Here is a 26,836-nt window from a genome sequence, read left to right on the forward strand (position 1 = left end):
CATGGCCGCAAACCGCGCGCTCGACGACATGCTGCATCTCGCCGCGCGGCTCGTACCGGGGTTGCAGGGCGTGGTAGCCGCGCGCCCCGCACAAGGCATCGTGCATACGCGCCCTGCACCGCCCAACAGCGAGACCAATCGCGCTGCGCTCGATGCGCTCTTTACCTTCTGGTCGCGCACCTACCCCGAAGCGGGCCGCCCCTACTGGTCGTCGCGCTGCTGGGGCATCCTGATCTGGCAACCGCTCTACTTGAGCGTGATCGGGGTGCATGCGGCTGGCGTGTCCCTGTCGCTGGCGGACATCGCGCAGCCCATTGCCGAGGGCTGGACCCGCGAGGTCCGCATACGCGATCACGAACCGGCGCAGGGCGACACGCACGCGCTGATCACGCACGCCGCACGCGAAATCCTCTCGAGTTGCGAGCAGATGGACGACGAGTTGATGCCGGTGATCCGTCTGAATCCAGCATCGGCGCGCGGCACGCAAGCCGACGTGGTGCTCGCCGCCCTGCTTGCGGCGCGCAAGGCGCAGCCCGCATGGAGTGACGCACAGGTCGAGGCGCACGGCCGGCAATGGCTCGCGGCGCTCGGCCTGCAAGGCTACTCAGGCTATTTCCCGTTCTCGCGCACGGACGGCGCAAGCGCGCTCGCGCTGGAACGGCGCACCTGCTGCTACCACTATCGCCGCCGCGACGGCGGACTCTGCAGCACCTGCCCGCGGCTCGCAAAGCATGAACGCATCGTGCGCCTGAACGCGCAACACGAAACAGGATGAAACCGACCGATGAACGATATCAGTGACCTCGCGCATCTCGCGCTGCCGCCCGATACGGAGGAAGCGCACGGGCAATTGCCCGCGAGCGCCTATTTCGACGAGGCGCTGTTCGAGCGCGAGATGGCGCGTATCTTCGCGCACTCGGCGCTATACGTGGGCCACGAACAGTCGGTGCCCGAGCGCGGCGACTGGCGGCACCTGCCGCAGGATGAAGCCGGCCGCGTGCTGGTGCGCGGCGAGAGCGGCGTGCAATTGCTCTCGAACGTCTGCCGCCATCGCCAGGCGCTCATGCTGGGCGGCATGGCTGGCAACGTCGCTGCGACCGGCAGTGCCCCCGCGCAAGGCAATCTCGCCGCGAGCGGCGGCAACATCGTGTGTCCTTTGCATCGCTGGACGTACACGCCTGGCGGCGAGCTGATCGGCGCGCCCGAGTTCGAGCGCAAACCGTGCCGCAATCTCGAACGTTTCGAACTGCGAAATTGCCATGGCCTGCTCTACGAAGGGCCACGCGAGCCCGCGCGCGACATGGCACGCGTGTTCGCCCGCCCGGAGTTCGACTTCTCCGAGTACGTGCTCGATCACGTGGAAAGGCATACCTGCCGGTACAACTGGAAGACTTTCATCGAAGTCTATCTGGAGGATTATCACGTCGCGCCATTCCACCCGGGGCTCGGACGCTTCGTGACCTGCGAAACGCTAGACTGGGAATTCGCCGAGACGTACAGCATGCAGCGCGTGGGCGTGCACGCCGCGCTTGCGCAGCCGGGTTCGGAAATCTATCGCGCGTGGCACGATAGATTGCTCGATTATCGCGGCGGCGAGGCGCCCGAGTTCGGCGCCATCTGGCTCGCGTATTTCCCCACGCAGACGATCGAGCTTTATCCGCACGTGCTCGTGGTCTCGACGCTATATCCGAAGAGTCCGCAGGAAACGCTCAACGTGGTGGAGTTCTACTACCCGGAAGAAATCGCGGCATTCGAACGCGAATTCATCGAAGCCCAGCGCGCGGCGTATCTGGAGACGATGATCGAGGACGACGAGATCGCCGAGCGCATGGACGCGGGACGACTGCGGCTCCACCGGCGCGGCATCAGCGACGCCGGGCCGTATCAGTCGCCGCTCGAAGACGGCATGCGCCATTTCCATGCGTGGTATCGGCGCGCCCTCGCGGGACCGCTCGGGTGAGCCATGAGAAACCGCGCAAGGCAGGCGGTTTCGCATTGGCGCGGCGAATGCAACGCACGCCCCGCGCCTGCTCGCCGCGTCAGGCGTCGGCCACTTCGCTCAGGCTGGGATAGTCCGTATAGCCTTGCGCGGCGCCCCCAAAGAAGCCGTTGCGATCCGCCGCGTTCATCACCGCGTTGCGCTGCAGGCGGGTGACGAAATCCGGATTCGCCAGCACCATCTGACCGTAGGACTCCAGATCCGCCAGCCCCGTGGCCGCATCGGCGCCAATCTGTTCGCGCGGGCGGCCGGCCCGGTTCACGATCAACGCGCCCTTCCACAGCTTGCGAATGTCACCCAGCAGCGCCTCGTCGCCCTGATGCGCGATGTGCAGATAGGCGAGCCCCAGCTTGTCGAGTTCGGCCACCAGATAGCGGTAAAGATCGGGGCCTTGCGCGCCTTCGTCGATGCCCCACAGCGTCGCGCCAGGCGAAAGCCGGATGGCCGTGCGGTCCGCGCCGATTTCCCCGGCAATGGCGGCCGCGACTTCAAGCGCAAAGCGTGCGCGGTTTTCAATCGAGCCGCCGTATTCGTCGGTACGCGTATTGGCGCTCGGCGCGAGGAACTGCTGAACCAGATAGGCATTCGCGCCGTGGATTTCGACACCGTCCGCGCCGGCATCGACCGCGCGGCGGGCGGCGGTACGGAAGTCCTGGACGGTGCGGCGGATTTCCTCGATGGTCAACGCACGCGGCACGGGAATGTCCTGCATGCCGCTGGCCGTGAACATGGCCGTGCCCGGCGCAATGGCGGAAGGCGCGACGCCCACGCGGTGGTGCCGCGTATTGTCGGGATGCGACATGCGGCCGGCGTGCATGAGCTGGATGAAGAGATGGCCGCCTCTCGCATGCACGGCCGAGGTGACTTTATTCCACCCGGCGACATGCGCGTCGCTATAAATGCCCGGGGTCGTGATGTAGCCCTGGCCATCATCCGAAGGCTGCGTGCCCTCGGTGACGATCAAGCCAACGCTCGCGCGCTGGGCGTAATACTCGGCGGCCAGTTCGCCGGGCGTGCCGTCGGCCAGCGCGCGCGAACGGGTCATGGGCGCCATGACCAGGCGGTTTGGCAGCGTGTAACGCCCGACGCGCACGGATTCGAAAAGCTTGCTCATGATGATCACCTCGACTGGTTTGGATGGGTGCATCATCGCCTGCTTCACGATTGGGATAAATATGGTAATTTGGATATCATTGATCCGTGCATGGAGCAGTCAAGGTGGAATTACTGAACGACATGGCCTTGTTCGTCGAGGTCGTCAAAGCCAAGGGGTTTCGCAGTGCCGCGGACGTGACGGGCATGCCGAACTCCACGATTTCGCGCCGAATCAGCGGTCTGGAAAAGGCGATCGGGCTGCGCCTGCTGCATCGCACGACGCGCAAGATCGAGTTGACCGAAGCAGGCCAGATCTATTTCGAGCGCTGCAAGCGCATTGTCGATGAAGCCCGCCTCGCGCACGAGCAGCTAGGCCACATGGTCGCGCAGCCCAGCGGCGTGCTGCGGGCCTCGTTTCCGGTCGATTTCGCCGTCACTTACCTCGCACCCCTGATCGCCGAATTCGCCGGCCTGTACCCCGCCATCACTTTCGATTTCGAACTGAATCCGCGGCGCGTCGATCTGGTGAGCGATCCGTTCGACGTGGCGATCCGCATGGGGGAGTCCGAAAGCTCGCAACTGATTGCGCGTCCGCTGGCGTCGCTCACGCCGTACGTTTATGCGTCGCCGGGCTATCTCGAGCGCGCGGGCGAGCCTGGCAAACCGGCCGAGCTGGAACAGCACGAATGCCTGGGCATCCTGAAGGCCGACACGTGGACCTTGCACGACGCCAAGCGCACGAGCACGGTGAAGGTGGGTGGACGCTTCACGCTCAACAGCGTCGGCATGATCCGCCGCCTCGCTACGCTCGATATGGGCATCGTGCTGGTGCCGGAAGAAATCGTGGCCGACGAAGTGGCCAGTGGAGCGTTGCGGCAGATTTTGCCGCAGTGGCATGGCACGCCCACGCCGGTCTACGCCATTACGGAAACGCGTCTGCTGCCAGCCAAGACGCAGCGCTTCATCGAGTTTCTGCGGGAGCGGCTGGCGCGGTAGCTCGCCGCCGAGGACACATGACCGCTGAGACATCCGCGAGCGGTGCTGCGGCCGCTCGCGGATACGGCACTACGGTTTAGAAGGCGACGTAGGCCGATGTGGCAACGCCAGAATTGCCGTCGGTGTTCGGATCGTAATTGACGTACACAGTGCGGCCATAGAAGAACGGCATGCCGAAATCGAAGGCGACGCCCGTCATGATTCCGCCGACGTTTGCGTACGCGAAGCCACCGTCCTCGAACAAACTCAGCGCGTTGGCGATGCTAAGCCCAGCCGAAACGCTGGTGCCGTTGAACCCTGTGACGGAAGGCGTCCGCGACACCGTCGAAGTCGGGCAGTAGAAGCCGATCGCGAGCTTGCACATCGTCGATGACAATGTGCTGTCGGGGAAGAACAACCCGTTTGAGCCTGTATCGAAGAATGCCGCCGACACGCTCGTACCGCTCAGCGATGCACTTTGCACGTTGCCATAATGGTCGGTCGTGAGCTTCTGAATGCCGGAAGTCGGCACAGCATTGTTCGATTGCGTACCGATGCCGAACGTCAGGAACCCGGTCGCGCTCGTCGAGCCCGACGACGTCACGGCCGGCATGTTCAGGATCACACCCGTGTTGTCGATCGGGAACAACCGGACCGGATTCGTCACTTGCGCCGTTTCCGCTACCCCCAGGTCCGTGCAGCTCGTCGAACTCCCCGACCCCGTGCAGCCGAAATAGACGCCGTTCGGCGGGGTCGCGCAGCCATTGCCGCAGTCGTATTCCGCGGGGCCGATGCCGAGAATACCGTGCGCGGCGATTGACGACGACGTGTCATTGAGCGAGCCAGTTGCGCAGCTGTTGTTAGTGCCGCCGGCTGCCGTTTGCGGCAGATCGCCCATGACATGGATGGGCACGCTCGAAGCCGTTTCACCGCCGATCGTCACATCCGCCGTACGAACGGAACCCCAGGCGTTGCCGTCGGCGAAACCGAAGCACTCGGCAACGGATTTGCCGCTCGCCGTCTCGACCGGCAACGCGGTCTGCATGGTGCTGTTCAGCGCATCCAGCGTGAGTCGCAACCCCCATGACCCCGTATCGACCTGAATGTTGTTGATCGTTTGGCAAGTGGTCGAGTTGTGGACGCAAATCGTGACGCTGACCGTCGGAATGTTCGGAGCGTTTTTGACGCCCGACGCCACGGTCACGGCAACCTGGTTGCTCGCGAGCGTCGCGGGCAAGCTCGATACCGGCGCGCCGGCAGCGAGGACCGTGCCGCCCGTGCTGTTGGCGGTGCCGCCCGTGCCGCCGCTGCCTGTCGACGTGCTCGCCGACGAATTGCCCGATCCGCCGCCGCCGCAACCCGCGACGAGAGCGACAGCCGCCGCCAGACCGAATGCGGCCAGCATTCGGGCCAGTTTCCCATTGATAATCAACATGGTTCGCCTTGTTTTTGTTTGTTATTGGATGTCGGTGGCGCTCACGCCAGCTGGCAACGACTGCGGCAGGTAGGCCTGCCCGGAGAACGCACCCATGTGGCCGCCGGAATGGACGACAAGATTGGGAAGCTCGACACTCAGCGGACCACGGCCCGGATTAGCCGTGCGCTGCGAGACGCGCGCGCTGTCGTATTGCGTGAAGTAGGTGCCGAGCAGTACGGGGAGATTCGGCATGATCGGCCCACTCCACGCAATGCCGAATACCGTTCCCGCCGCCGTGGCGTACTCACGCACGACCGTGCCGGTCGCGAAAGTCGTTTGCGTCACCGTGTACGAGGCGGCGCTCGTGGTACCGGCGACGTCCGATGCAGCATGGACGACGGCCGCATTGGCCGAACTGGAGACAGCTCCAGCCGGCGCGGGCGTGGGCATGCCGCCGAGTGCAGCCGAGGCAGGTGCCGCCGCGCCCAGCGCGGCGCAACTGAACGCCGCGCAAAGCGCGACGTGCAAGATCTGATTCGACATCAGGAGAGAACCTTTTTATGGTTGGTTTTATCGCGCACATCGGCGCGGGTTTGCCGTTGCCATCCTTGCGAAAATCAACGGCGAGAATCGAACCCTTACTTCACGCCAGGGCGTCCCGGAAATTACCCGGAATGCCTCGCGGCGCATACGGTCCGCAGAACGGTGTATCCATTTCTCTAGTCTCCCCAGTCGCCCCAATTTGCTCGCAGTCGGTTTCAATCATTGAGCTTTAGTCTGCCGAGGCGATCTCCGCCTCGATTATCCTGGCCGTTATCTTCGATCTGGTAAACGCGCGTACGCACCGCGGGAAGGTCGGGCGGCTCCTTAGCGATTCCCCATGCGCTCAGCAAGCCTTCGAACGACGCGCCGGCCGGTGCTGTCCGTGGCTCCGGCAGAGGCACGCCGGTCGAGCGGTAGCGCGCGGTTCCTCGCGCACTCGCGCCCTTGTTGACGCGCTCGGCGGCGCCGTTGCGCATGGCGTAGCGAACGACATCCGAGGCTTCGCGTGAACTCATCAATCCCGACGCAGTCATTTCGCTGACTGACGCACTTTCGCGTTGCGCCAGCCAATGCAGCAGCGTGAGCGCACTAGCGTGAACCTTCATTACTGGCCTCTCCCGTCTTTGTCTTGTCCCTGTCCCCGGCGCTGACCGCGCGACGCAATGGACGAATTCCGCATTCTCCGCAATGCCATAGCCTTATCCGCCCGCTGGAGTCGTGGCCGTGCCATCGGGTTTGAGTGCGGGGGTGAAAAGCGCGCGGGCGTGGGCCGCACGCGCAGACAGGCCATCGGCTTTGCATTCGTTTCAGTCCCCGCAGGCGCGGGCGTACGCGGTAACCCCGGAGCGGCTGGCACGCCGCGTGTTTGCATTCATATTTATCTGCTCATCCGAGGGTATCGGCAACCGTCAGACGAATCTTTAGCGCAAGCGATCAATTAATGAAGGCGGCTTCTTTTGTAATAAAAATGAAGGCATCCGAAATTCAATTGCATCAGCCACGGGAAGGTTTGGTCTGCCATCCCACATACTCCCAGCCCGCCGCTCGTCACAATCGACGCGGCCGCCCGGGCCAGCGGCGAATGATGCAAAACACATAAACGCCTGACTGGCGCCTCGAGGCGACCGCAAAAAAACAACGCGCAAGGGGTTCGAATGGAGTCGATCACATTTGGTCAGTGCGTGAAGGGCGCATGGCGCGACGGCTGGCGATACTTCCGCCACCGCCCCGTATTTGCGGTTTTGCTCCCGCTCTACGCGTGGCTGTCGTCGTCCGTCATGAACGGACTGCGCCCCGACAGCACGCCGCCGTTCCGGCTCCTCACCTACGTCCCGTTGGGCGTCTTCACACTGATGGACAGCGCACTATTTTCGCTTCTCATCATGCACGCCATACGCTTCGTATTGCTTGACAATGATTCGCCGAAGGCGCAGCCGATCCCGGCGCCGAGTTATTGGCGATTTCTTGGCTGCACCTGGGGACTGGCCATGCTCGCGCCGCTGCTCGTCTGCCTGGCGCTGGTGCCCATCTGCCTCGCCATGGCGCTGTATATCGGGCTGATGATCGGGCTCGCTCACACAGCGAAAATCGCGATTGTGCTGCATCCTGTCGAGGCGCGCATCCTGATAGCGTTCGTCGGGGCAGGTCTCGTGCTGTTTGCCGGAGGCCTCACTTGTTTCGTGCTCACGCGGCTGAGCCTGCTGCACACGCATGTCGCCATGGGTGGCACGCTCAGGATACGGGAAGTCTGGACCGATACGCGCGGGCATTGCTGGAGCCTCTGGCTCACACAGTGGTGCGCCGGACTGCCAACCTGGGTCCTGGTCGCCGCCTACGAACTCGCGTCGCGGCATCAGGGTCTCGCTTCGCTCAACACGCTCAATACGTTCAGCGCGCCCACTACGGCGCTCTCCGCTTTCGGCGCGCTCTACATTGGCGCGCCGTGTTCCGCCTGGCTATACCGGCGCTACGCCAACACACTCAAGGCCAGCCCGGCCCGCTGAAGCTTCTCACGCAGCCGGGGCGCGCCGCGTGAACAGGCGCCGCGCCAGGTCGAACGCCACGAGGTTGCCAGAAACGACCAGCAAAAGCCCGACGACGGCGAGCAAGGACCAGCGGTAGCCCTCGTAGACCGTCGAAACCGCCAGCGCCACGATCGGGAACAAGACCGTGCAATACGCGGCGCGCTCGGGCCCGATCCGGCCAACCAGCGTCAGATAGGCCGTGAACCCGATCACCGATCCTGCCACGACGAGCCAGGCCAGCGCGCAGAGGTAGCGCGCATCCATTTCGAGCCTGAACGGCAATCCGGCAACGGCACTCCCGGCCACGAGCACAGCGGTGCCGATCAGCATGGCCCAGCCATTCGTGACGAGCGGATTGAGCCCCATCGACTGCATGCGGCTCGACAGCAGATTGCCCGTGGAAAAACACAGCGTGCCGAGAAACGCCACGGCGAGCCCGAGCCACGCGGTCTGGTCGCCGATATGGCCGGCCATCTGCTGCAGGAAGAGGCAGACGATCCCGATCAGGCCAAGTACGGCGCCCCCCACGGCGGTGGGTTGCAGCGGCCGGCCCATGAAAATGCGTCCGTTGATCGAATTCAGCAGCGGCGCGGTTGAAAACACCACGGCGACGAGCCCGCTCGGCACGATGTTCTCGGCATAGTAAAAGCACAGAAAATTGAGGCAGAACAGCGCGAGCCCCTGGGCGACGAGATAGCGCCACGCCGCGCGCGGCGGCCAGATCGGGCGGCGCATCACGCCCAGCAGCGCGAACATCAGGAGCGCCGCGAGCCCGAAACGCCAGGCGATCGAGACAGGCGCGGGCACGACGCCAAGCTGCCACTTGATAGCGATCCAGGTGGTGCCCCAGATCAGGACGGTGAGCACGTAGAGTAAAAGATTCATTGCCGGAAAGGACCTCGAGTCGATGCCCCAACTATGGCGCACGGGGGCGGCGCGGACTTGTCCAGGATTGCGCATTTCTTGCCTGCGCCCTGCCACGGCCAGCAACTGCCGGGGCGCGAGCGTATACTTCGGAAACCTGCTTTTACAACCGCTTTGACGACCCCATCGCCGACTTGCAGCCCGCCGCCCCGACCATGAACGCCCAGGTGCCGCTTCCCGCGCCCGCTCTCGCCGAGACGCCCTTTGGGCTGCATTCGGTGTGCCGCACGCTGAGCGCGGCCAATGCGACGCTGGAGCGCTTTGCCTGGCTCGGCGACCAGTTTGCGGCCGCCGTCTGGACGCGCGTCACGCGCGAGGCCGAAACCGTCTATGACCGACCGGGCCATCACACGCTGTCGTGCTATCTCGACGGCGGCTACCGCACGGAGCGGCAGAAGCTGCCCGGCGTATACGGTGCGCCAAGCCGCCTGTGCGCGCTGCCCGGCGACCATGAATCGCGCTGGTGGGTGCGCGGCCACATGCATTTCATGCATCTGTATTTCCTCCCCGAGCACTTCACACAGCGCGCGGTGCGCGAACTCGACCGGGAACCGCGCGAACTCACGCTGGCCGATCGCACGTATTTCGAAGACGAGCGCATTGCCGTGCTCTGCCAGGCGCTGGCCAACGAGAACTGGGCCGATCCAGACGGACTCCTGCGCAGCAACGAAACGGCACACGAAGTGCTGAGCCTGCTGCTGCGCAGCCAGGGCGTGCGGCGCGCAGGCGCGGCCCTCAGGGGCGGGCTCGCCGTATCGACACGGCGGCGCCTGCGCGACTATATCGACGCCCACCTGAGCGAGACACTGACGCTCGGCGCACTGGCCGATGTCGCGTGCCTTTCCGAGTATCATCTCGCGCGCATGTTTCGCGCCTCGTTCGGGCTGCCGCCGCATGCGTGGATCGCCGCCCAGCGTCGGGAGCGGGCCCGCTTGCTGCTGCGCACGACCGCCCTGCCGCTCGCGCAGATTGCGGCAGAGTGCGGGTACGCGAACGCGAGCCACTTCAGCCATCGCTTTCGCGACGCGTTCGGCGCCGCACCGAATGTCTATCGTCAAGCATTCCTGAAGTAGTCGTATGTCCCTCGATCCCGTCCGTGCGTGGCCCCATGTTTTGAGGCACCACTGGGTCTTGTCGCGTCTACCGGGCCTGCCTATCGTGACGTCATGCCTTCGACGTTCACTGAAAAGAGCCCGCCATGTTCAGAACCATCGTCGAACAGACTTCGCGCTTGAGCGCGATTGCCCCCTTCTCGCCCGCTCTGCGCGCAATCTTGCGCGGCGTCGCGATTCTGGTTGCGGCAGTCATGGCGTTCACGCTTGCGCTCATGTTCGGGCCAGACAGCACCCGCGCCAATCTTGCACTGTGTCTTGCATCGCAGTCCGAATCACATTCGAAGAGCGGAAAGATCGATTCGCACAGCACCCAGTCCGCCCAGTCCCTCGCAATCGAACGTTGCCTCGACTAGCCGCGATGCTCCACCAGCAAAAATCCCCCATACGGCCGAGGCTTTGTCACAATGGGCGCTACGCGCCGGCAATGAGGCGCCTTGTCAAAGGAGATCGTGATGGCGGAGCTTGTGACTTGCCTGTGGTTCGATGACGGTAGAGCACGCGAAGCGGCGGAGTTCTATGCCGCGACGTTTCCGGACAGCCATGTCGGGGCTGGCCATGTTTCCCCGATACCCGGCATCGGCGCGGGGGCGGAACTGGTGGTCGAATTCACGGTGCTCGGCCGGCGCTTCGTGGGCCTGAACGGCGGCCCCAACTTCCAGGCGAACCAGGCCGTGAGCTTCATGGTCGAGACCCACAGCCAGGAAGAGACCGACCGCTACTGGAACGCCATCGTCGGCAACGGCGGCGAGGAGTCGGACTGTGGCTGGTGCAAGGATCGCTGGGGATTTTCGTGGCAGATCACGCCGAAGCGCCTGCTCGAATCCGTCTTCGGTGCCGATCGCGAGGCCGGCAAGCGCGCGATGGAAGCGATGATGACAATGCGCAAGATCGACATCGCCGCAATCGAGCGCGCCGCTGCCGCGAAGTAAGCGGCACGCCGGAGTCCTGCGGTCGCCATCCCGTTGCCGCATAGCTGGCATACGGATGGCGCCAGCATGACCTGAGCGGCTGGGCGTCGTTTGCCACGCATCCGGTGCGCGAAACCTTCCACGTCGTCTTGCTCGCCCGCCAGCCGTATCTGTCGAGCGTGCTGCCGATGTATGTCATATTTGCGCTGTGCGTGCCCGCTGCAGTGCCCTTCGCCCGCCGCGCGCCACTCGCCACGCTGGTCTGCAGCCTGCTGCTTTGGGCCTTCGCGCCGCTGCTGGCTGCGCTCGTCGGCGCGAGCACGTTCGCGAACTGGCCGTTGAACCCATTTGCGTGGCAGTTGATGTTCGTATTCGGCATGCTCTGCCGGCTGCACCCGGTTCCGCCCGGCTTCAGGACCTCGCAAACCGCGCGCTGGCTGGTACGATGCGCGTTCGCCGCGGTGGTGCTGTTCGCGGCGGTTAAATGGTTCGTCCTGACTCAACCCATACCTGGGACAATGAAACAGCATCTGGCCTTCGCGCGCGTCGTCAACTTTATCGGCATTGCCATGGTGGCGGCGTATTTCGTCCATCGCGGCACGATCGCGCGGATCGCCGCGCGCGTGCCCGCCGTCGTGACCGTGGGCCGCACCGGGCTAGTGTGCTTCGTCGGCGGCACGCTGATCTCGGTGATCGTCGGAACGGCCACGCCACACGCGCTGCACGGTGCGCCGGCGTTCGTGGCCGCGCTGGCCGGCGACATCGTCGCGATCGGCGCGACGCTCATGCTCGCCAGGGCCTGGCGCGGCACGCTCGGGCGCCAGAAGGAGAAGGCCCGTGCGCGCGTCAACGGAGCCGGCTGCGGATGATACGACGGGGCACGCGCGCACTCGAATCCCTCAAGGCGATCGCCATCGCCACGCTTACGCTCATCGCTAGCGGCCCCGCTTTCGCCCAGCACACGCCTTCGCTGCCGCTGCATTGCACCGACCTTGCCGGCGCGCTACTGCCGCCCGCGAGCATCGGCCTGCCGACCAACGGTGCGCTCGTGCAGAGCGCCGCGATGATCTCCGCGACCGCCACAGGCAATCTCAACGGCGACTTCTGCCGCTTGACCGGCGTGATCCGCGCCCAGAGCGCCGGGACGCCGGACATCCACTTCGAAGTGAACCTGCCGAGCCGCTGGAACGGCCGCGCGCTGCAATTCGGCGGTGGCGGCTACAGCGGCGTCGTGGTGACGGGAACCGGCCCGATGCGCTTCTCGCCCGACCGCGCGCCGCTCGCGCGCGGCTATGCGACCTTCGGTGACGATTCAGGCCACAACGGCACGTCGTCGGAGGCCAACTTCGGACTACTTGAAGAAGCCGTGACCAACTTTGGCTACGCGCATCTGAAGAAGGCGCATGACGTTGCGCTCGCACTGATCACGCTGGGCTATGGGCGGCCGCCGGAGCACATGTATTTCGCGGGCGGCTCGACGGGCGGCCGCGAAGGCTACACCGTGATCCAGCGCTATCCCGACGACTACGACGGCGTGATCGCGAATTCGCCCGCGCTGAACTTCTCGGGCGTGCGCTTGACAGGCGTCGTGGTGGGCCAGCACGAATACCGCACGCCGGGCGGCTATCTGTCGCCGCAACTGCTGGAGCATGTGTACGAGCGCGTGATGCAGGTATGCGATACGCTCGACGGCGCGGCGGACGGCCTCATCAGCGACGTCGAAGCCTGCCGCGCGAAAGAGCCCGAGATCATCGACTCGCTGCGTTGCTCCTCACAGGATCAGACGGATCGCCAGCACGCCCCCGACGACTGCCTCACGCCGCCGCAGATCGCGACGCTGGAAAGCTTGCGCGACGGCCTGCGCCTGCCCTACGCGCTTGCCTGGAATACCGACACGTATCGCGGCTACAACGTCTTCCAGGGCACGCGCTTCACGAGCATGCTGGGTCTTGCGCATTCACCACAGCGGCTGACCCAGCTGGGGTTCGTCACCAATGGCTACCTGTACGCGCAGGGCGATGCCTACCTCAAATACTTCATCACGCACGACCCGACTTTCGATTCGACGAACTTCGACGTGATGCATCCCGGCCGTTACCGCGAGCGGCTCTTTACGCTGTCGACGACGATCGGCGCGATGAATCCCGACGTGTCGCGCTACATCGCACGAGGCGGCAAGCTCATCACCTTGCAGGGACTCGCCGACGAGGTCATCAGCCCGAACCAGACCATCGCGTATTACCAGGGGCTGGTGGAGCGCTACGGCGAAGAGCGCGTGGACAGCTTCATGCGGCTTTACATGGTGCCGGGCTATCAGCACGGCAACGGTGTGTTCATTCCATCCGTCGATCTGCTCGGCGCGCTCGACGACTGGGTCACGCGCGGCAGCGCGCCGGAAACGCTGTTCACGACCGACATTGCCCAGCCCACGAACGGCCGCACGCGGCCGCTGTGCCGCTACCCGGCGTTTCCGCGCTACTTGGGCAAGGGCAATCTGAATCGCGCGACCAGTTTCACGTGCGTGATGCCGCAATGACCCATGCGCGCTACGCGTCGCGCGTCCGGCTAGCGGCACGCTGAGGCAGCACCACGATGCAGCCGACGATAAAGATCACCAGCAGCGCGGACGCGTAAAAGCGGCTGAAGTGCAGGCCACCATCGGCGACAGGCTTGTCGAGCAGATCGCCCAGCGTCGCGCCGAGCGGACGCGTGAGCACGAACGCGAACCAGAAAATCGCCGTGCGCGACACGCGCGGCCACAACCACAGCAGCGCCACGACAACGAGACCCGCGCCGAAGATCGCAGCGCCGTATTCGTAGCCCACGCCAAGGCCACCGCGGTCTTCGCCCGCCACCCAGTCGCCCAGCGCGGTGCCGAGCGTTTGGGAAAACAGGATCGTAATCCAGTAAAACCACTCGACGCGCGGCGTCGCGACGCTCTCGATCGAAACCGTGCCTTCCACGCGGTACCAGATCGCGAGACTGGCCACGAGCAACAGGAGAATGATCGATACGCCGCCGGGATAGCCTACGCCGAGCGAGCGGTCGCAAAAGTCGGCGAGCGTCGTGCCGAGCGTGGTCGTGGCGACGATCGTCGCCCAATAGAGCCACGGGTAGAAGCGCTGTGCGCGGATCTGTGCCGTAACCAGCACGACGAAGCACGCGAAAAAAATGAGCGTGCCGACCAGATAGCCCAGATTCAGTGACATCGTCACCCAGTCACCGCCGGTTTCGCCGAGCGTGGTGCAAGCAATCTTGATGATCCAGAAGCCGAACGTCACGGCGGGGACCTTGCTGACCGCATCTTCGATGAGACTTTGCGTGGTGGTGGACATGAATACTCCTTGCGCCGCATGAGGGGCGGAACGAAACAACCTGGGACTATAAACTGCCGTTGCTTAACTAAGCCTTAACCACGGCTGAATATGCGCTAAACGCGAACCGTTGCCTGCGCATAAGCAAACTCTAAGGTTGGCTGCGTAGTCTGGGGACATGCGCCGTAAGGATCGGACTGCGCAAGAACGAATGAGCGTCTGCAAAAACGTTTTTGCAATCCGCGCATTTTTTAGTCATCCGAATCAATTTTATTATTTGGAGTCGTACATCATGAAACTTCTACTTGCTACTGCTATTGTCTCGATCGGCGTCGTATTGTCCCCCGCCGTCTTCGCACAGAACACCGAACCCGCGGCACAAACCAGACAGATGCAGCAACCGGCAAACCCGCAGCACGCCAGCACGCAACGCACCGACGACTCCGGCTATGGGATGGAAAGCTCGGGCACGTCGAATGCCTCGGTGGCGCAAACGTCGCGCCACGGCGCATTCATGTCACACGAGGGCCGCAACGATCTGTTCGCGCATCATTGATGGGCGAACAGATCGCGCCGGCTGGCATGCCATTGGCCTGAAGCGCGGCACATGCGTGATTTCACCCGCCGCCGCGCCGCTTGTCGTGCGCCAGTTCGTTCGGCGGCATGGCGTCGCTTTCCTGCAGGGGTTCGCCGGCAAGGCGGCGCTTGCCGGCCTGATCGCTGGCGACACGCGACGTTTCTCCTTCTGCGTCATATTCGGCGGCAACCTGTTTTTCGGCGCGGCTCCAGTATTCATCCGCCCGACCTTCCGGCGCGCCGTCGTCTTCCCAGAGTTGATAAGCGCGTCGGCGAACGCGCTCTTCCCGTTGGTCATCCATGGTCATTCCCTCCAATGTGCGCGCGTAAGCAGTGCTGCAACCGCCTGGCCCGGGTTGCCGATGGCGCGCTGCCTGTGCAGCGAGCAAACACGGTGCCCGACGCGTGCGTCATACTTACGCCACTCTCATCGAATCCCTGTTGAAGAAGATCGCTCATGACCGAAACGAACACGCTACGTCCCTTCGCTTTCGTCCTTGCCGTCCAGGACCTCGAGCGCAACGCCGCATACTTTCGCGACATGCTCGGCTTTCGCGTGGATTGGGCCGACTCGACCGACTGGCGCATCGTCGCGAGGGGCGACGTACGGATCATGCTCGGCCATTGCCCCGATGCGTTGTCCCCAGCGGCAACGGGAGACCATAGCTACTTTGGTTATCTGGAAGTCGACGACGTGAACGCGTTACATCAGGAAATCGTGCAGAAAGGGGCCATCGTCCTGCAGCCTCCGGTCGATCGCCCGTACGGCATGCGCGAATGCACCGTGGCCACACCGGATGGCCACAGGTTCGTAGTGGGTCAATCCATGGCTTGAGCAACGCTCGACCACAAGCGTTTCCTAACATCCGCACGCCCTATCAACGCGACACGGCGAAACCAATGCGCGCCGCCCAGCGGTGCTGGTTGTAATCGAGAAGATCCTCGGCGTAGCCGTTGAAATAGTTGAGAAACAGATACCCGCCCCATGCATTGCCGAATAGCTTGGCGAGTGGGTATGTAAATTGCACATCGACGCTTCCATAGGTCGATCTCGTGCCCTTTCTCAGGGTCGTCGCGAGTTGCCAGCCGTCAGGGCTGCCATATTTGAACAGCAGATCGACATAGCCGCGATAGTGGGCAATATCGCCATTCGTCTCCTGGATGTGCTCGTAGGCGTAGATTTTCGGCTCGATGGTCAGGTGGTTGGCGTTGAGGTCGCCGAAATCCCAGATCGGCTTCACGTAAATGATGTCGACGCCGCGCGACCCGGGACCGGCGGTCCCGTTCGACTCGTGCTCGTAGCCCGACTCGATGCCCATCCGGGTGAACCAGTTGGTCCGCCACCCCGTGTCCTCGAGGTAGTAGAAAAGCGCGGGCATGTAGCTCGTATCGTGGAACGGCGACTCATCCCCGCGGATATCCCAGAGCGAAGTCTGCGTGTAGGCAAAATAGAGGTTGTCAAGGAAACCGCGTGAACGCGGATCGTCCGGCAAGACAAAGCGAAATTTGATGCTGATCTGGAATCTTGCGAGATCCGCATCGCTCGAGGACCAGCCGTCCGCGAAATAGTTCGGCTGGTAGAAAGAAAGACGGCCTGCCAGGAAAGTGCCAAGCTCGGGCACGAGCGAATTCGAAGGCTTCACAGTCGAAGGCGGCATTTGTGCGGCGAGCGACTCGTTGCCCGCCATCGGCCCGTCGGCGGACCCAATGGCCAGCGGGGTGGATGCGGGCGCAACGGCCGCCGCGGCCGCGGTTGCAGGGGCTGGCGCGGGCGCATTCGCCGTGGCTTCGCGCGGCTTGCGCGTGAGCAGGACCACTGAAGGCGAAACGTCCACGCCGGGCACGTCCACTCGCACGGCGCCGCGCGCCCACTCGGGCCAGGGCGCGCGATAACTCACCGCCTTCATTTCGCCAGCCGCGAGCCGCACATGCTCGGGCGCGCCGGATTCGCGCGTGAGCAGCACAGCCCGCGGCAACTGCTCACCGTTGGTGAGCGTAATGCTCAGGGTGCGCGGCACGTCGACCGAGGTGCCGGTAGGCGTGTCGCCCGTGTAGACGATCGTCACCACGAGCGGCTCGTCGGACCTGGCCTCGCGCGGCGGCCGCATGATCGACACGGCGGCGCGGCTCGCCGGCATATAGCCCGCAAGCGTGGCCACGGCCAGTGTCAGGCACGCCAGCCTTGCCCAAGGCAGCCGGACGCCTTGTTCGGAACGGGAAGCGGAAATCCTGCAAGATGCCATTCGACTCTCCACGTTGCCTCCTTGTATCGCCAGAATGATTCGCCGCGCGGCGAATCCAGCCGATGCTTTTCTGCGAGTGAAGCGTGGTGCACTCGGGAATCGCGCCCTATTCCCTGTTATTCGCTGTTACATAGAGGATGCCGAAATTGCTTGCCGCCGCTGCTATGATCAAAACGGTTCGTTCTGACTTGCCGGCCATTGCCGGCGAATGCTTTTCGCGAGGGCTGACAATGAAACCTGTCCTGCTTGCGCTAGCCCTGCTCGGCACTTCCACGTGCTGGGCGCAGGCCAGCGCTCCGGCTGCGTCGTCGCATCAGCATCACGTTGAAACCGTCGACGACCGCGTGAAGGAATTGCATGCCGAACTGAAGATTACTCCCGCAGAAGAGGATCAGTGGGCGAAAGTGGCCGACGTCATGCGCAATAGCGCCAAAACGGTGGATGATCTGATTCAGCAGCGGCACGATAGTGCCCAGCAGCAAACCGCGGTGGAGAACCTTCAATCGTGGAACCAGATCGCCCAGGCGAATGCCGACGGCAGCAAGGCGATGCTCGATGCCTTCTCGGCACTTTACGCGGCCATGCCCGACTCGCAGAAGAAGCTTGCGGACGCCGCTTTCCGGCCCACTGAAGCGCACACGAAATAACCAGCCGCGAGCGCTGGCAACGCGCGCTCGCGACGGAGGATCGGCGATGAAACTCCGTGTGTTGAAGTTTGCATTCCTTTGTATCGCAACGACGCTGTGCGCGATGCAAACCGCACAGGCGCGTGTGAACGTCAATGTGGGCGTGGGCATCGGTATTCCGGGGGCGTTCTACGCGCCGCCGCCGCCCGTATTCTTCATGCATCCCGCCGCGCCGATGTGGCCGCCTCCCGTCGTGTATTCGCGCCACGCCTTTTCACCGTGGCACCGTCCTCCGCATTTCATGGGTCCGAGACACGTCCGGCATCCCGGCTGGGGACCGCCGCCGCCACGCTGGCGCTAGAGGCCCCCCTGCTCGACTACGCAGTAAACAAAAAAACCACGGCTCGCGAAAGCCGTGGCTCACCTCACGCCTCAGCTGTATCAGGCGCCGAGTGCGGGATCGCTATAGCTCGGGCGGCCCGTCTCGACGTGGCCCGCAATGCGGCGCACGAACGTCGCATCGCTATCGACCGTGATCGTCAGGTCGTACCAGCCGTGCGCGTTGCGCAGGTCGAGATAGAGCTGCTCGGTGTCGCCGCCGGGCACGGTGCGCTGGATCTTCGTGCCCGCGTCATACGCGTTGACGATCGTGAACTGGCAGCGCGCGCCGCCCTTGTTCTCGAGGCGCAGTTGCAGGTTGCCGTTCGCCACGTCGTAGCCCTCGGCCACTTCGGGGCGCGCCGTTTCGTTGCCGCCGAACCAGCCCGTCTTGACCTGCGTGCCCGCGAAACGGCGCAGAAACCCGTTCGGCCCATGCACACTGAAGTCGTATGCGCCGCTCACGCCAATCGCGAACTTGTCCTGCAGATGCTTGCCGGCTTCGACCGTATAGGTGCGCGGCGCGTCGGTGCTGCCCGCCGTGTAGACGAGGAACACGGCACCGGCGCGACCCGAATTGACGAAGCGCGTGGTGACGTCGCCCGAGCCGGCATTGGCATCGAAGCGCACGAACAGCTCGTACGGCAGCGCGCGCGCGTTGCGCACGCCCGCTTCCTGCTTCGGCACGCTGCCCACGACCGGCGGCACCGGCACGTAGTCGGGATGACGGAGCTTGTCGGGCGGCGCATAGCCCGTCGTGGAGGGCAGCGCGGGAATCGCCGCGTTAGGCGTGGCGAAGTTGAATGCCGACGTGAGGTCGCCGCACACGGCGCGGCGCCACGGCGTGATGTTCGGCTCACGCAGGTCGTGATGCAGACCGAAGCGCTTCTCGATGAAGCGGATCACGGAAGTATGGTCGAACGTCTCCGAGCACACCCAGCCGCCGCGCGACCACGGCGAGACGACGAGCATCGGCACGCGCGGTCCGAGGCCATACGGGCCGCCCGCGTACGTGCTGCTGCCCGGAAAAATTTCGTTCGTCGTGTCGACGGTCGAGAGGCCGTTCGCGCTCGAAGCCGGCGGAAACGGGGGCGCCAGGTGATCGAAGAAGCCGTCGTTCTCGTCGTAGTTCACGAGCAGCACGGTCTTGCTCCAGAGGTCCGGGTTCGACGTCAGGATCTGCAGCACCTGGTCGACGTACCACGCGCCATAGTTCGCGGGCCAGTTCGGATGCTCCGAGTACGCCTCGGGCGCAACGATCCACGAGACCTGCGGCAGCGCGTTGTTCGCCACGTCCTGCTTGAGCACATCGAAATAGCCGCCGCCTGCCAGCACGTTCGTGCCCGTGCGTGCGCGGTCGTACAGCGGATTGCCGGGCTGCGCATTCTGGTATTGATGGAAATACAGGAGCGAGTTGTCGCCGTAATTGCCGATGTACGGATTGTCGCCCGTCCAGCCCCATGAGCCCTTGGCGTCGAGGCCTTCGCCCGCGTCCTGATAGATCTTCCACGTGATGCCCGCGCTCTGCAGAACTTCGGGATACGTGGACCAGCCATAGCCGGCTTCCGCGTTGTCGATCACCGGGCCGCCGCCGCTGCCGTCGTTGCCCACCCAGCCGGTCCACATGTAGTAGCGGTTCGGGTCGGTCGCGGTCATCGTCGAGCAGTGGTACGCGTCGCAAATCGTGAACGCGTCGGCGAGCTGATAGTGGAACGGAATGTCGTCGCGCGTGAGGTAGGCCATCGTGGTCGTGCCCTTGGCGGGCACCCACTGGTCGTAGCGGCCGCCGTTCCAGGCGGCGTGCGTCGTGGTCCAGTCGTGCGGCAGATCCTGGATGAACTGCAGGCCCAGGTTGGCCGCCGTGGGATGGAACGGCAGCACTTCGCCCGCACCGGCCGCGAGCGGCTGGTTCCACACCGGCTTGCCGGTGGGCAGCGTGATCGCGCGCGTGTCGCCGAAGCCGCGCACGCCGCGCAGCGTGCCGAAGTAATGATCGAACGAGCGGTTCTCCTGCATGAGGATCACGATGTGCTCGACATCGCGGAGACTCCCCGTGCGATTGTTCGCGGGAATCGCGAGCGCATTGCGGATGCCCTGCGGCAGCATCGTCAGGGCGGTGGCCGAACCGGCGCTCATCGCGGCGGTGCGGAGAAAGTCACGGCGGCTTCTCGAGGTCATCTTGTGGTTTCCATCTTCAGGTTGAGAAAGGCACGCACAGCACGCCGCCTTGACGGGCAGCAGGCGGCAACGCCGCGCGGCCGGGTACGTCAATCGGCTGTGTGGATGACAGGTGTGACAAGCGGTTCGATCTGCGCGGCTTGTGTGTCTTGCGCGCTGCCGCCGGCGGGTGGCTTCGCCGGCGAGCGTACGGCGTTCGCGGGCAAGGCTACGCCGGCGTTTGCCATGCTGTTCGCACTATCTGGGAGATTCGATGCGCTCGCATCCGAGGCCAGCGTGAATGCATTGGCGAGCGGCGGGCTCTGTGGGTTGCTGCCTGGCTGCGCCTGCGCGAGTTCGCGTACAGCGTTCGTGGTGAGCGCGGCGCGCGCGTCGCTATCGCGTGCGCTGCATGCGCCAAGCGCACACAGTGCTGCTGCGCATGCAAGCAGCATGGCGGGCGCACGCATCGTCGTGAATGCAGCGGGCAGGCTCAAACGTCTGCGCGACGCGCCTTGCCATGGCAAGCGCGCCGGCGCGGATTCGACCGTCATCGAAGTCTCCGTCCAGATAGAGGCACAACAACGGCTCGAGGAGCGGCCCGAGCGGGGCCTCGCGCGCAGCACAGGCAGCGGCGAGGCAACGCCGAAGCATAGCGAAGCCGCTTTTAAATTTTGTGACGGCGCGTGAGGCCGCTCGCATGGCGGCGCAAGCGGATCAGCCTGGCGCGTTGCGGATCTGCAGTTCCGGGTATCCGGTCGAGGAATCGAGCTCTCGTGAGAAACGATGGCCGGGCAGCAGCACCAGCAGCAGTTCTACCGTGGTGCGGACTGTGCAGCCGCGCGCGACGTGGCCGCCGAACACGCAGCCTTGCGCGTCGGACACGGACATGTGCAGGTGGGCGCCATCGGGCGACACCGAGCCCGCGAGCGTGAGGATTTCGAGGTCGCCACGCAATTCGGTCGGCGTTTCGGCGCCGGCGAATCGCAACTGCGCGACGCTCAGGCTGCCGATGCCCTGAATGACGAAAGCCGCATGCGAGGCTTGCTGGCCCAGCAAGCCTTCGACGGCGACGCGCAGATCGTCGCCAGGAGACAGCCGTATGGGATGGATTTGCATGCTGGGCTCGGGGTCGTCGTATCCGGCACAGGTTAGGCCGGGACGGAGAATGAGGCAAGTCGCACCATGTGCAGCGGCCCGCTCGAAGCGGGCCGCCCTTGCGCTCACGCCTTCACTCACCCATCACCGATGCGCGTAGAGCGAACCGAAGCCGGGAATGTCGTGAGGAGCCGAAGCCGTGGGCGCGCCCGCTGCCGACGAACCATTCGCCACGCCGCCGAACGCCGATGCCGCCGCGCCGTTCTGCGCACTCACCTTCGCTTCGGCGGCCTCGATGTGCTGCGGATAGTCGTTGTAGTCAGCCGCCGGGTTGTAGCCAGCCTGTTGGAGCTGCACCAGTTCGGCGCGGACCTGGGCACGCGTGAGCGGCTCGGCCGACTGTGCGAAGGAGACGACGGGAACAGCGACAACAGCAGCAACGATCAGCGACTTGATGAGTTTCATGGTATCCACCTGTAAGCAATGAGTTATGTCGGACCACGATTGCGTGGCTCGTGCGTCCAGTCTTTTCGATGTCTGCCTGGTGACGTCGCTGACTGGCATGGGTGTATTTGAACTCCCGCACGTATCCCGCTTGTTTCCGCGAACCCCTGCTTTTGCAAGCCTCCTTGTCCGTAGCCACGGTGGATACACAACGATACAAAACCCTCCCTACTCCCGCATTACTCCCGCATTTCGCTCAGCGACACCCCGTTCGGACGCAGGCGCAGGCGCGTATCGATGCGTTGCCACGGCAAATCGGCGGGGTCGGCGGCCATGGGGCCAGGCGCCTTCGCCACGAGATGCGCCGAGGCTATGGCGTCGAAATCGGCGCGATAGTGGACCGAACTCTTGTTCACCAGAATCTTCATCCGCTCAGGTTGGATACCCGCCGCGCGATACAGATTGCGGTCGAAAATCTGCATCTTGACCGAGCTGACCGCGATCCGCACGCCGTCGATGCGCAGGCACGCCCGCGACGATCGACGACCTGCTTGCGTGGCCGCTCGCGTTGATGCCGGGCACTTTCGGCATCGGCCATCTCGCGAACATGATGGCGTTCGCGGAAAACATCGAGATACGCGCGACGCTCACCACGAATTCGCTTACCGCGCTCAAGCGTTCTGTCGCCGTGGAAAACTTCGCGACGCTGATCGGCGAATTTGCCGCCTCGCGCGAGATCGAGGCCGGCGAACTCGTGACCGTGCCGATCGATCACGCGCTCTTTCAAGGCACGAAGGCGCGCGTGCTCGTGAAGTCGGGGCGGCCGCTCGTCGCGGCCGCGCATGAGTTGCTCGACTGGATCCTGCAGCGCATGACGATGTTTCAGCCGGAGGGATAAAGGCGGGCGGGAAGGCGTTCACGTCGACCACGGCCTGCGCAAAGGCCTGCGGCACTTACTGCGGCAGGTTGTGGCCGATCCCGCCCACGATCACCCGACGGCGCATGGGGCGCGCCGTTCGCGTCGCGCCAGCGATCCTTGTGGCTCGTGACAGTGCAGCGGCTTTATCGTTTCCCCGAGTCGATTTCCAGCGTGCGCTCCGCTGCCACCAGCCTCACCGGGTCGGTCTTCTTCCACTGCGATTTCGGCACCAGCACGGACCATTCGGTGTTCGCCGTGTCGCAAAAGAACGCCGCGACACCCACATAGTTCGCCGCGGCGCCGATCGGCTCCGACACCTTCAGCGTCTGCCCCGGGCCCAGCGTCACGTCCCGGCTCCAGAGCGTTGCGGCCTTCAGCGCATCGTTGCCCTCCAGCAGCTGCGCATAGGTCGCAGTCGCGAAGGGCTTGTCATCCTTGAGCTGGTAGATGCGCAGCACGACCGGCAGCGAAGCGCCGCGCACGTCCTGGTTCAGCGCGCCGCGTGCCGTGATGACAAGATTCATCTGTTCGACCTTCGTCTCGAACACCGCGCGCGCGGCATGCACGGTCCCGTCCCTGACCGACTGCCACATGCCGCACGCAGAAACCGTCAGCGCGAGACCCACGCCGAGCGCACTGCGCATGATTCCGGTATGGATTCCAGCACGCATCAGAATGGTGCCCCCTTAAAGTCGGTACGTGGATACACCGTCTGCTTGCCGTCGATGGTCAGTACCACTTGCATGGAACATTGCGCGCTCGCGTAACGTCCCAGGAAGTGGTTCAGCACGTCGCCGAACAGGACCGCGTCGCCCGGTCCGTCGAAGCCGCCCGCGTCAAGGTCAACGTGGATGCGCACGATCCGCAGTACGTAACCATGCTGCAGGATTTCCTGGTCCTCCGAGAAATGCACGGTCCGGATCGCGTCGATGCGCTGCGGTACCGCGTCGTCAGGCGTCCAGTCGTAGAGTTCGAGGATCTCGCGCAGTACCGGCGCGCCCTCCATCAGCATCCGGTTGAATTCATTCGCACCGTTCGCGGTGTAGTGGCCAAGCACGCGCCAGTCGTAACCCGCGTAGTAGCGCGGCGGATACTGCGGCAGGCTCGGCGCCGTCACGTTGCGCACCGACGCGATGCCGGTGAAACCCGTGACGGTCTCCGTGATCGCTGCCTCCGCAAGCGCCATGCGCGGCAGGCGTCCGTTGTTCGCGAGCGCACGCACCGTGACATGGCGGTCGGGCCGTGGACGCGAGTCATCGTCCGGTGCGTGGCGGTACGCCCCTGCCCAGAGCTGCCCTGAGAGGGTCACCCACAGCTCCTGCCCCACCACGCCGTAGCGCGTTGAGGTACGGAAGTACCGTTCCGGCTTCTCGTAGTGCAGCATCCAGCCGCGATGCCTGAAGCTCCTGAACGGCCTGTAAGCGTACCGTGCGCTGCCCTCCGGGTCTGCGGCGGTCACCTCAAGCAGGTCGTACGGTTCGACGTGACGCTCCACGGCGGGCTGCACACGCACGCGGTGCTCCTTGTCATGCCAGTCGGCGGGCTGCAGCGGCCGTGCATCGACCTCGAACAGGTTGATCACGGGCGTGCAGAAGAGGCGAAAGCTCTCGCGCCCTATCGGCTGGTCGCCAGGCATACGCCCGTCCAGTTCGATCTCGAGGATCATGCGCGTTTCGCCTGCCGGCACCATCGTGCTGTCGAAGCCGCACAGGTCGACGAAGTGGAACTTCTGCGGGTACACGAAATACTCCAGCAGTGTCTGCTCGCGGTCCACCGACTCGTCGCGCGCGGAGTCCGCGACCGGCCACAACCGCGTCGACGGACCGAACCCCGCCGGCACAAAGCGCACCCCGTCGAGCGGCAGCAGCGAGCCGTCGCGCACCAACGGCAGGCGCAGTCCGACCGAGGCGACCTGGCGCGTGAGCGCCGCGTACAGCGCGGCGGCGGCAGGCCGGTCGCCATGCAGGTACAGGCGGATGCGCGACAGGTCGACAGCCTCACGCTGGTCTCCAAACCAGAGACCGAACGCCAGGCGGATAACCGTGCGCCCGTCGGCGCGTACTGCCACCCCCGCATCCTCGACCGAGAGCGGCAGCAGCGCGACTGCCTGCGTCGTGCGGAACGGACACTGCACCCGATCGGGACCGACCGGCGCCGAGCGCACCACGGCCCCAGCGGGAATCTGCGCCACCTTCGAGCCCCTGTTCAGTGGCGTACATTCGATGATCGACAGCGACGGAATCGCCCGCGCCATGTGTTCGAACATATTGTCGAGAAGCGGATCGGTCAGCTCCTGCATGCCGTCGTCGAGCTTCATGCGCAGACGCGCCATCACGAATGCGAAGGCTTCGTTGACCGCGCGGACCTGGTCGTTCTCCTGGCCATACTGCATGCCCAGGCGCCGCGCGGCCTCGGGCTGGTCGTGCGCAAACTCGCGAGCGGTTTCGCGCAGGTAGCGCATCTCGGCGTCGAAATATCTCAGGAACGGGTTTGCGCCTTCCTGTTGTGTGGATTTCCACGGTGCCGTCATGGCTGCGACTCCGGGGGTAAGGGCGGCAGTGATGGCAATCCGGAGATCGCACCGGCGCGGCCCGTCACGAAGATGCGCCCGGGCATGCGCAAGCCTCGCAGTTTCAGCAGATCGAGCGGTCCGGATCCCGCCTGCGCTCGCAGTACGTAGCGCAATGGCGCCACCTTGCCGTCCGTAACGTCACCGGAGGCCGTAGAAGCAGCCTTCGCGGCATCGCCAGCCGTTCCTCCATTCCAGACGAGTTCGTAGCGCGTATCGTCGAGCGGCTTGACCTGCGCCTTTTCGAGCATCCGCAGAAGGGCCCAGTCGCCGGTCGCATCGAATGCGATCCGTACACCCGCGTTGAGCGTCTGCCAGGTCAGGGACGCATGGCCGCTCAGACCGTTACCCGGCCACGCGAGCGGCGTCCACGTCTCATGCTGGTTGAAGTAGACGATCTGCTGACCATCAACCGTCAATTCCGTGCGCGTAACGTCCGGCGTCGGCTGCGGCATGATCCCGAAGTGATAACCCGCCTCGCCCTGCGCATAGAGACGCGCGCCGAGCGGCCCGATGAGTCGCAGCATGGCGAGGAACTTCGGATCGAACTGGAGCGACTGCGGCGCGAGTTCGTTCGGTACCCACTGGTCGCCCTGGCGCTTGAGCACGCCGGACAGCTCAAGCTCGATAAAGCGGTTGATCAGCCCGGTATCGGGCCGCACGTAACGGCCAAACTCAGCAAAGGACGCGTCGGCGCTCGTCGGCGCGAACGGATAGCGCGACGCGAACGACGAGGCGAAGGGAGCCTCGACGCCCGCGCGCCATGCCTCGTTCAGGCTCGCGGCGGCGGGCTGGAGTACGGCCTGCCATGCGGCGTCGAGCGGTTGCACGAACATCGCCTGGCCGAAGCCCGCCCACTGCGCGCCCAGGCTCGCGGCAGTCAGCGCCGCGTCGTCGCGCGCCTGCGAGAGGTCCGAGAGCTTGCCCTGGAATACTGCCTGCGCGAGACTGCGCGCCATGGCCTGCGCATCGGGACTCGCCTGGATCTGCTGGAGCTTGAGCCGCACGGTCGTATCGGCGGTCAGCACCCGGGAGAGGCTGACGCCGTTGAACGCGGCGGCATTGGCGCCCGGAGCGTTCCCCGCATTGCCGCTGGCCGCAGGCGGATTCGCGTCGCCCATCAGCGCGAGCAGCGGGCCGAACGAGCGGTCGAGCGGATTCACAACGGGAGCCTGCGTCTGATCGCTATCGCCCCCACCGAGCAACCCCTGCGCCTTGCGTACGAGCGTGTCGGTCAGCGCCTGCGAGGGACGGCCCGCCTCGCCCTGGTACTGCACCGACTTCATGACCGCGAGCAGCGGCGAGGTCTGCGCATCGGTCAGACGCGTGAGCTGGTCGATCACCCCCGAGAAGCTGGTCGCCGCGAGCCACTGGAAGCTGTTGAGCATGGTCGCCCAGGCTGCCGTGTAGTCCGCGAAATACCGTTCGCGCAGGCGCTTTTTCAGCTCGTCGGCGCTCCTCCTTGCTTCGACTGCAGCCTGCGTCGCGTCAACCGCACCCTCCACGGCGGTC

The 26,836-nt window shown here is 64.7% G+C and carries 28 protein-coding genes and 2 pseudogenes; 14 read left to right on the forward strand and 16 right to left on the reverse strand.

Annotation, left to right across the window (positions count from 1 at the left end; translation table 11 throughout):
- The first annotated feature begins 1 nt into the window (after window position 1).
- Window positions 2-775, forward strand: coding sequence for a siderophore ferric iron reductase (locus M3I56_RS13995; protein WP_254354451.1), 774 nt, complete (start codon window positions 2-4; stop codon window positions 773-775).
- A gap of 9 nt (window positions 776-784) precedes the next feature.
- Complete coding sequence (locus M3I56_RS14000) at window positions 785-1,960, forward strand: aromatic ring-hydroxylating dioxygenase subunit alpha (RefSeq protein ID WP_254354452.1); 1,176 nt, start codon at window positions 785-787, stop codon at window positions 1,958-1,960.
- A gap of 79 nt (window positions 1,961-2,039) precedes the next feature.
- Here M3I56_RS14000 and M3I56_RS14005 read toward each other — a convergent pair whose 3' ends face one another.
- Window positions 2,040-3,113, reverse strand: coding sequence for an alkene reductase (locus tag M3I56_RS14005; protein WP_254354453.1), 1,074 nt, complete (start codon window positions 3,111-3,113; stop codon window positions 2,040-2,042).
- Between the two features lie 104 nt (window positions 3,114-3,217).
- Between M3I56_RS14005 and M3I56_RS14010 the strand changes: the two genes are divergently transcribed.
- The gene (locus tag M3I56_RS14010) at window positions 3,218-4,090 is read left to right on the forward strand and encodes a LysR family transcriptional regulator (protein ID WP_254354454.1); all 873 of its coding nucleotides are present in this window, start codon (window positions 3,218-3,220) and stop codon (window positions 4,088-4,090) included.
- Window positions 4,091-4,166: 76 nt separating this feature from the next.
- On the opposite strand, the gene M3I56_RS14015 is transcribed toward M3I56_RS14010, so the two are convergent.
- From M3I56_RS14015 to M3I56_RS14025, 3 genes are all read right to left on the reverse strand, one after another.
- The gene (locus tag M3I56_RS14015) at window positions 4,167-5,474 is read right to left on the reverse strand and encodes a DUF3443 family protein (protein ID WP_254354455.1); all 1,308 of its coding nucleotides are present in this window, start codon (window positions 5,472-5,474) and stop codon (window positions 4,167-4,169) included.
- Between the two features lie 51 nt (window positions 5,475-5,525).
- A complete protein-coding gene (locus tag M3I56_RS14020; RefSeq protein WP_051481414.1) occupies window positions 5,526-6,029 on the reverse strand; it encodes a DUF2844 domain-containing protein in 504 nt (167 codons plus the stop codon).
- Between the two features lie 215 nt (window positions 6,030-6,244).
- Window positions 6,245-6,634 (reverse strand): hypothetical protein, encoded by a 390-nt coding sequence (locus M3I56_RS14025; protein WP_254354456.1) that lies wholly within the window; start codon window positions 6,632-6,634, stop codon window positions 6,245-6,247.
- 549 nt (window positions 6,635-7,183) lie between these two features.
- On the opposite strand from M3I56_RS14025, the gene M3I56_RS14030 reads away from it, so the two are divergent.
- Window positions 7,184-8,032, forward strand: coding sequence for a hypothetical protein (locus M3I56_RS14030; RefSeq protein ID WP_254354457.1), 849 nt, complete (start codon window positions 7,184-7,186; stop codon window positions 8,030-8,032).
- Window positions 8,033-8,038: 6 nt separating this feature from the next.
- On the opposite strand, the gene M3I56_RS14035 is transcribed toward M3I56_RS14030, so the two are convergent.
- The gene (locus M3I56_RS14035) at window positions 8,039-8,938 is read right to left on the reverse strand and encodes a DMT family transporter (protein ID WP_254354458.1); all 900 of its coding nucleotides are present in this window, start codon (window positions 8,936-8,938) and stop codon (window positions 8,039-8,041) included.
- A gap of 194 nt (window positions 8,939-9,132) precedes the next feature.
- On the opposite strand from M3I56_RS14035, the gene M3I56_RS14040 reads away from it, so the two are divergent.
- From M3I56_RS14040 to M3I56_RS14060, 5 genes are all read left to right on the forward strand, one after another.
- Window positions 9,133-10,050 carry an AraC family transcriptional regulator gene (locus tag M3I56_RS14040; protein ID WP_254354459.1) on the forward strand — a complete coding sequence of 306 codons (918 nt, stop codon included), beginning with the start codon at window positions 9,133-9,135 and terminating at the stop codon, window positions 10,048-10,050.
- Between the two features lie 125 nt (window positions 10,051-10,175).
- A complete protein-coding gene (locus M3I56_RS14045; RefSeq protein ID WP_254354460.1) occupies window positions 10,176-10,445 on the forward strand; it encodes a hypothetical protein in 270 nt (89 codons plus the stop codon).
- A gap of 99 nt (window positions 10,446-10,544) precedes the next feature.
- Complete coding sequence (locus tag M3I56_RS14050) at window positions 10,545-11,021, forward strand: VOC family protein (protein ID WP_254354461.1); 477 nt, start codon at window positions 10,545-10,547, stop codon at window positions 11,019-11,021.
- Between the two features lie 71 nt (window positions 11,022-11,092).
- Window positions 11,093-11,869, forward strand: a complete 777-nt coding sequence (gene opgC, locus M3I56_RS14055) for an OpgC domain-containing protein (RefSeq protein ID WP_302056837.1) — start codon at window positions 11,093-11,095, stop codon at window positions 11,867-11,869.
- Window positions 11,866-13,536: a tannase/feruloyl esterase family alpha/beta hydrolase gene (locus M3I56_RS14060; RefSeq protein ID WP_254354463.1), complete on the forward strand. Its 1,671-nt coding sequence runs from the start codon at window positions 11,866-11,868 to the stop codon at window positions 13,534-13,536. Before opgC ends, M3I56_RS14060 begins: the two co-directional genes overlap by 4 nt.
- A gap of 10 nt (window positions 13,537-13,546) precedes the next feature.
- Here M3I56_RS14060 and M3I56_RS14065 read toward each other — a convergent pair whose 3' ends face one another.
- The gene (locus tag M3I56_RS14065) at window positions 13,547-14,335 is read right to left on the reverse strand and encodes a hypothetical protein (protein WP_254354464.1); all 789 of its coding nucleotides are present in this window, start codon (window positions 14,333-14,335) and stop codon (window positions 13,547-13,549) included.
- 271 nt (window positions 14,336-14,606) lie between these two features.
- On the opposite strand from M3I56_RS14065, the gene M3I56_RS14070 reads away from it, so the two are divergent.
- A complete protein-coding gene (locus M3I56_RS14070) occupies window positions 14,607-14,870 on the forward strand; it encodes a hypothetical protein (RefSeq protein WP_254354465.1) in 264 nt (87 codons plus the stop codon).
- 61 nt (window positions 14,871-14,931) lie between these two features.
- On the opposite strand, the gene M3I56_RS14075 is transcribed toward M3I56_RS14070, so the two are convergent.
- Window positions 14,932-15,198, reverse strand: a complete 267-nt coding sequence (locus M3I56_RS14075) for a DUF2934 domain-containing protein (RefSeq protein ID WP_254354466.1) — start codon at window positions 15,196-15,198, stop codon at window positions 14,932-14,934.
- A 149-nt stretch (window positions 15,199-15,347) separates the two neighbouring features.
- Here M3I56_RS14075 and M3I56_RS14080 point away from each other — a divergent pair, with 149 nt between their 5' ends.
- Window positions 15,348-15,725, forward strand: a complete 378-nt coding sequence (locus M3I56_RS14080) for a VOC family protein (protein ID WP_254354467.1) — start codon at window positions 15,348-15,350, stop codon at window positions 15,723-15,725.
- Window positions 15,726-15,768: 43 nt separating this feature from the next.
- Here M3I56_RS14080 and M3I56_RS14085 read toward each other — a convergent pair whose 3' ends face one another.
- On the reverse strand, window positions 15,769-17,049 hold the full coding sequence (locus tag M3I56_RS14085; RefSeq protein ID WP_254354468.1) for a phospholipase A: 1,281 nt from the start codon (window positions 17,047-17,049) through the stop codon (window positions 15,769-15,771).
- Between the two features lie 221 nt (window positions 17,050-17,270).
- Here M3I56_RS14085 and M3I56_RS14090 point away from each other — a divergent pair, with 221 nt between their 5' ends.
- Window positions 17,271-17,780, forward strand: a complete 510-nt coding sequence (locus tag M3I56_RS14090; protein WP_254354469.1) for a Spy/CpxP family protein refolding chaperone — start codon at window positions 17,271-17,273, stop codon at window positions 17,778-17,780.
- 46 nt (window positions 17,781-17,826) lie between these two features.
- Window positions 17,827-18,120 (forward strand): hypothetical protein, encoded by a 294-nt coding sequence (locus M3I56_RS14095; protein WP_254354470.1) that lies wholly within the window; start codon window positions 17,827-17,829, stop codon window positions 18,118-18,120.
- 80 nt (window positions 18,121-18,200) lie between these two features.
- Here M3I56_RS14095 and M3I56_RS14100 read toward each other — a convergent pair whose 3' ends face one another.
- The 5 genes and pseudogenes from M3I56_RS14100 to M3I56_RS14120 form a co-directional block, all read right to left on the reverse strand.
- Window positions 18,201-20,315, reverse strand: a complete 2,115-nt coding sequence (locus M3I56_RS14100; protein WP_254354471.1) for a phosphocholine-specific phospholipase C — start codon at window positions 20,313-20,315, stop codon at window positions 18,201-18,203.
- Between the two features lie 89 nt (window positions 20,316-20,404).
- The gene (locus M3I56_RS14105) at window positions 20,405-20,848 is read right to left on the reverse strand and encodes a hypothetical protein (protein WP_028203826.1); all 444 of its coding nucleotides are present in this window, start codon (window positions 20,846-20,848) and stop codon (window positions 20,405-20,407) included.
- Window positions 20,849-21,011: 163 nt separating this feature from the next.
- The gene (locus M3I56_RS14110) at window positions 21,012-21,413 is read right to left on the reverse strand and encodes a PPC domain-containing DNA-binding protein (RefSeq protein WP_254354472.1); all 402 of its coding nucleotides are present in this window, start codon (window positions 21,411-21,413) and stop codon (window positions 21,012-21,014) included.
- Window positions 21,414-21,536: 123 nt separating this feature from the next.
- Window positions 21,537-21,857 (reverse strand): DUF4148 domain-containing protein, encoded by a 321-nt coding sequence (locus M3I56_RS14115; protein ID WP_254345253.1) that lies wholly within the window; start codon window positions 21,855-21,857, stop codon window positions 21,537-21,539.
- 218 nt (window positions 21,858-22,075) lie between these two features.
- Window positions 22,076-22,366: pseudogene (locus M3I56_RS14120) on the reverse strand (MlrC C-terminal domain-containing protein); the annotation flags it as partial.
- Between M3I56_RS14120 and M3I56_RS14125 the strand changes: the two are divergent.
- Window positions 22,333-22,734, forward strand: a pseudogene (locus tag M3I56_RS14125) (LysR substrate-binding domain-containing protein); the annotation flags it as partial. The pseudogenes M3I56_RS14120 and M3I56_RS14125 sit on opposite strands and share 34 nt — an antisense overlap.
- 164 nt (window positions 22,735-22,898) lie before the next feature.
- Here the strand turns inward: M3I56_RS14125 and tssJ are convergent.
- From tssJ to M3I56_RS14140, 3 genes are all read right to left on the reverse strand, one after another.
- The gene (gene tssJ / locus M3I56_RS14130) at window positions 22,899-23,399 is read right to left on the reverse strand and encodes a type VI secretion system lipoprotein TssJ (RefSeq protein ID WP_254354473.1); all 501 of its coding nucleotides are present in this window, start codon (window positions 23,397-23,399) and stop codon (window positions 22,899-22,901) included.
- A gap of 26 nt (window positions 23,400-23,425) precedes the next feature.
- Window positions 23,426-25,285 carry a type VI secretion system baseplate subunit TssF gene (gene tssF / locus M3I56_RS14135; RefSeq protein WP_254354474.1) on the reverse strand — a complete coding sequence of 620 codons (1,860 nt, stop codon included), beginning with the start codon at window positions 25,283-25,285 and terminating at the stop codon, window positions 23,426-23,428.
- On the reverse strand, window positions 25,282-26,836 hold a 1,555-nt coding region (locus M3I56_RS14140), incomplete at its 5' end, for a type VI secretion IcmF C-terminal domain-containing protein (RefSeq protein ID WP_302056827.1). The genes tssF and M3I56_RS14140, both read right to left, overlap by 4 nt.

Origin of the sequence: Paraburkholderia sp. CNPSo 3281 (assembly GCF_024206515.1) — a bacterium.
GTDB lineage: Bacteria > Pseudomonadota > Gammaproteobacteria > Burkholderiales > Burkholderiaceae > Paraburkholderia > Paraburkholderia nodosa.

What these genes read in the sequence shown, in the direction of transcription:
- M3I56_RS13995 (WP_254354451.1), top strand. Translation starts at nt 2, where the DNA reads ATGGCCGCAAACCGCGCGCTCGACGACATGCTGCATCTCGCCGCGCGG.
- M3I56_RS14000 (WP_254354452.1), top strand. Translation starts at nt 785, where the DNA reads ATGAACGATATCAGTGACCTCGCGCATCTCGCGCTGCCGCCCGATACG.
- M3I56_RS14005 (WP_254354453.1), bottom strand. Translation starts at nt 3,113, where the DNA reads ATGAGCAAGCTTTTCGAATCCGTGCGCGTCGGGCGTTACACGCTGCCA.
- M3I56_RS14015 (WP_254354455.1), bottom strand. Translation starts at nt 5,474, where the DNA reads ATGCTGGCCGCATTCGGTCTGGCGGCGGCTGTCGCTCTCGTCGCGGGT.
- M3I56_RS14020 (WP_051481414.1), bottom strand. Translation starts at nt 6,029, where the DNA reads ATGTCGAATCAGATCTTGCACGTCGCGCTTTGCGCGGCGTTCAGTTGC.
- M3I56_RS14025 (WP_254354456.1), bottom strand. Translation starts at nt 6,634, where the DNA reads ATGAAGGTTCACGCTAGTGCGCTCACGCTGCTGCATTGGCTGGCGCAA.
- M3I56_RS14030 (WP_254354457.1), top strand. Translation starts at nt 7,184, where the DNA reads ATGGAGTCGATCACATTTGGTCAGTGCGTGAAGGGCGCATGGCGCGAC.
- M3I56_RS14035 (WP_254354458.1), bottom strand. Translation starts at nt 8,938, where the DNA reads ATGAATCTTTTACTCTACGTGCTCACCGTCCTGATCTGGGGCACCACC.
- M3I56_RS14040 (WP_254354459.1), top strand. Translation starts at nt 9,133, where the DNA reads ATGAACGCCCAGGTGCCGCTTCCCGCGCCCGCTCTCGCCGAGACGCCC.
- M3I56_RS14045 (WP_254354460.1), top strand. Translation starts at nt 10,176, where the DNA reads ATGTTCAGAACCATCGTCGAACAGACTTCGCGCTTGAGCGCGATTGCC.
- M3I56_RS14050 (WP_254354461.1), top strand. Translation starts at nt 10,545, where the DNA reads ATGGCGGAGCTTGTGACTTGCCTGTGGTTCGATGACGGTAGAGCACGC.
- M3I56_RS14060 (WP_254354463.1), top strand. Translation starts at nt 11,866, where the DNA reads ATGATACGACGGGGCACGCGCGCACTCGAATCCCTCAAGGCGATCGCC.
- M3I56_RS14065 (WP_254354464.1), bottom strand. Translation starts at nt 14,335, where the DNA reads ATGTCCACCACCACGCAAAGTCTCATCGAAGATGCGGTCAGCAAGGTC.
- M3I56_RS14070 (WP_254354465.1), top strand. Translation starts at nt 14,607, where the DNA reads ATGAAACTTCTACTTGCTACTGCTATTGTCTCGATCGGCGTCGTATTG.
- M3I56_RS14075 (WP_254354466.1), bottom strand. Translation starts at nt 15,198, where the DNA reads ATGACCATGGATGACCAACGGGAAGAGCGCGTTCGCCGACGCGCTTAT.
- M3I56_RS14080 (WP_254354467.1), top strand. Translation starts at nt 15,348, where the DNA reads ATGACCGAAACGAACACGCTACGTCCCTTCGCTTTCGTCCTTGCCGTC.
- M3I56_RS14090 (WP_254354469.1), top strand. Translation starts at nt 17,271, where the DNA reads ATGCCGAAATTGCTTGCCGCCGCTGCTATGATCAAAACGGTTCGTTCT.
- M3I56_RS14095 (WP_254354470.1), top strand. Translation starts at nt 17,827, where the DNA reads ATGAAACTCCGTGTGTTGAAGTTTGCATTCCTTTGTATCGCAACGACG.
- M3I56_RS14100 (WP_254354471.1), bottom strand. Translation starts at nt 20,315, where the DNA reads ATGACCTCGAGAAGCCGCCGTGACTTTCTCCGCACCGCCGCGATGAGC.
- M3I56_RS14105 (WP_028203826.1), bottom strand. Translation starts at nt 20,848, where the DNA reads ATGACGGTCGAATCCGCGCCGGCGCGCTTGCCATGGCAAGGCGCGTCG.
- M3I56_RS14110 (WP_254354472.1), bottom strand. Translation starts at nt 21,413, where the DNA reads ATGCAAATCCATCCCATACGGCTGTCTCCTGGCGACGATCTGCGCGTC.
- M3I56_RS14115 (WP_254345253.1), bottom strand. Translation starts at nt 21,857, where the DNA reads ATGAAACTCATCAAGTCGCTGATCGTTGCTGCTGTTGTCGCTGTTCCC.
- tssJ (WP_254354473.1), bottom strand. Translation starts at nt 23,399, where the DNA reads ATGCGCAGTGCGCTCGGCGTGGGTCTCGCGCTGACGGTTTCTGCGTGC.
- tssF (WP_254354474.1), bottom strand. Translation starts at nt 25,285, where the DNA reads ATGACGGCACCGTGGAAATCCACACAACAGGAAGGCGCAAACCCGTTC.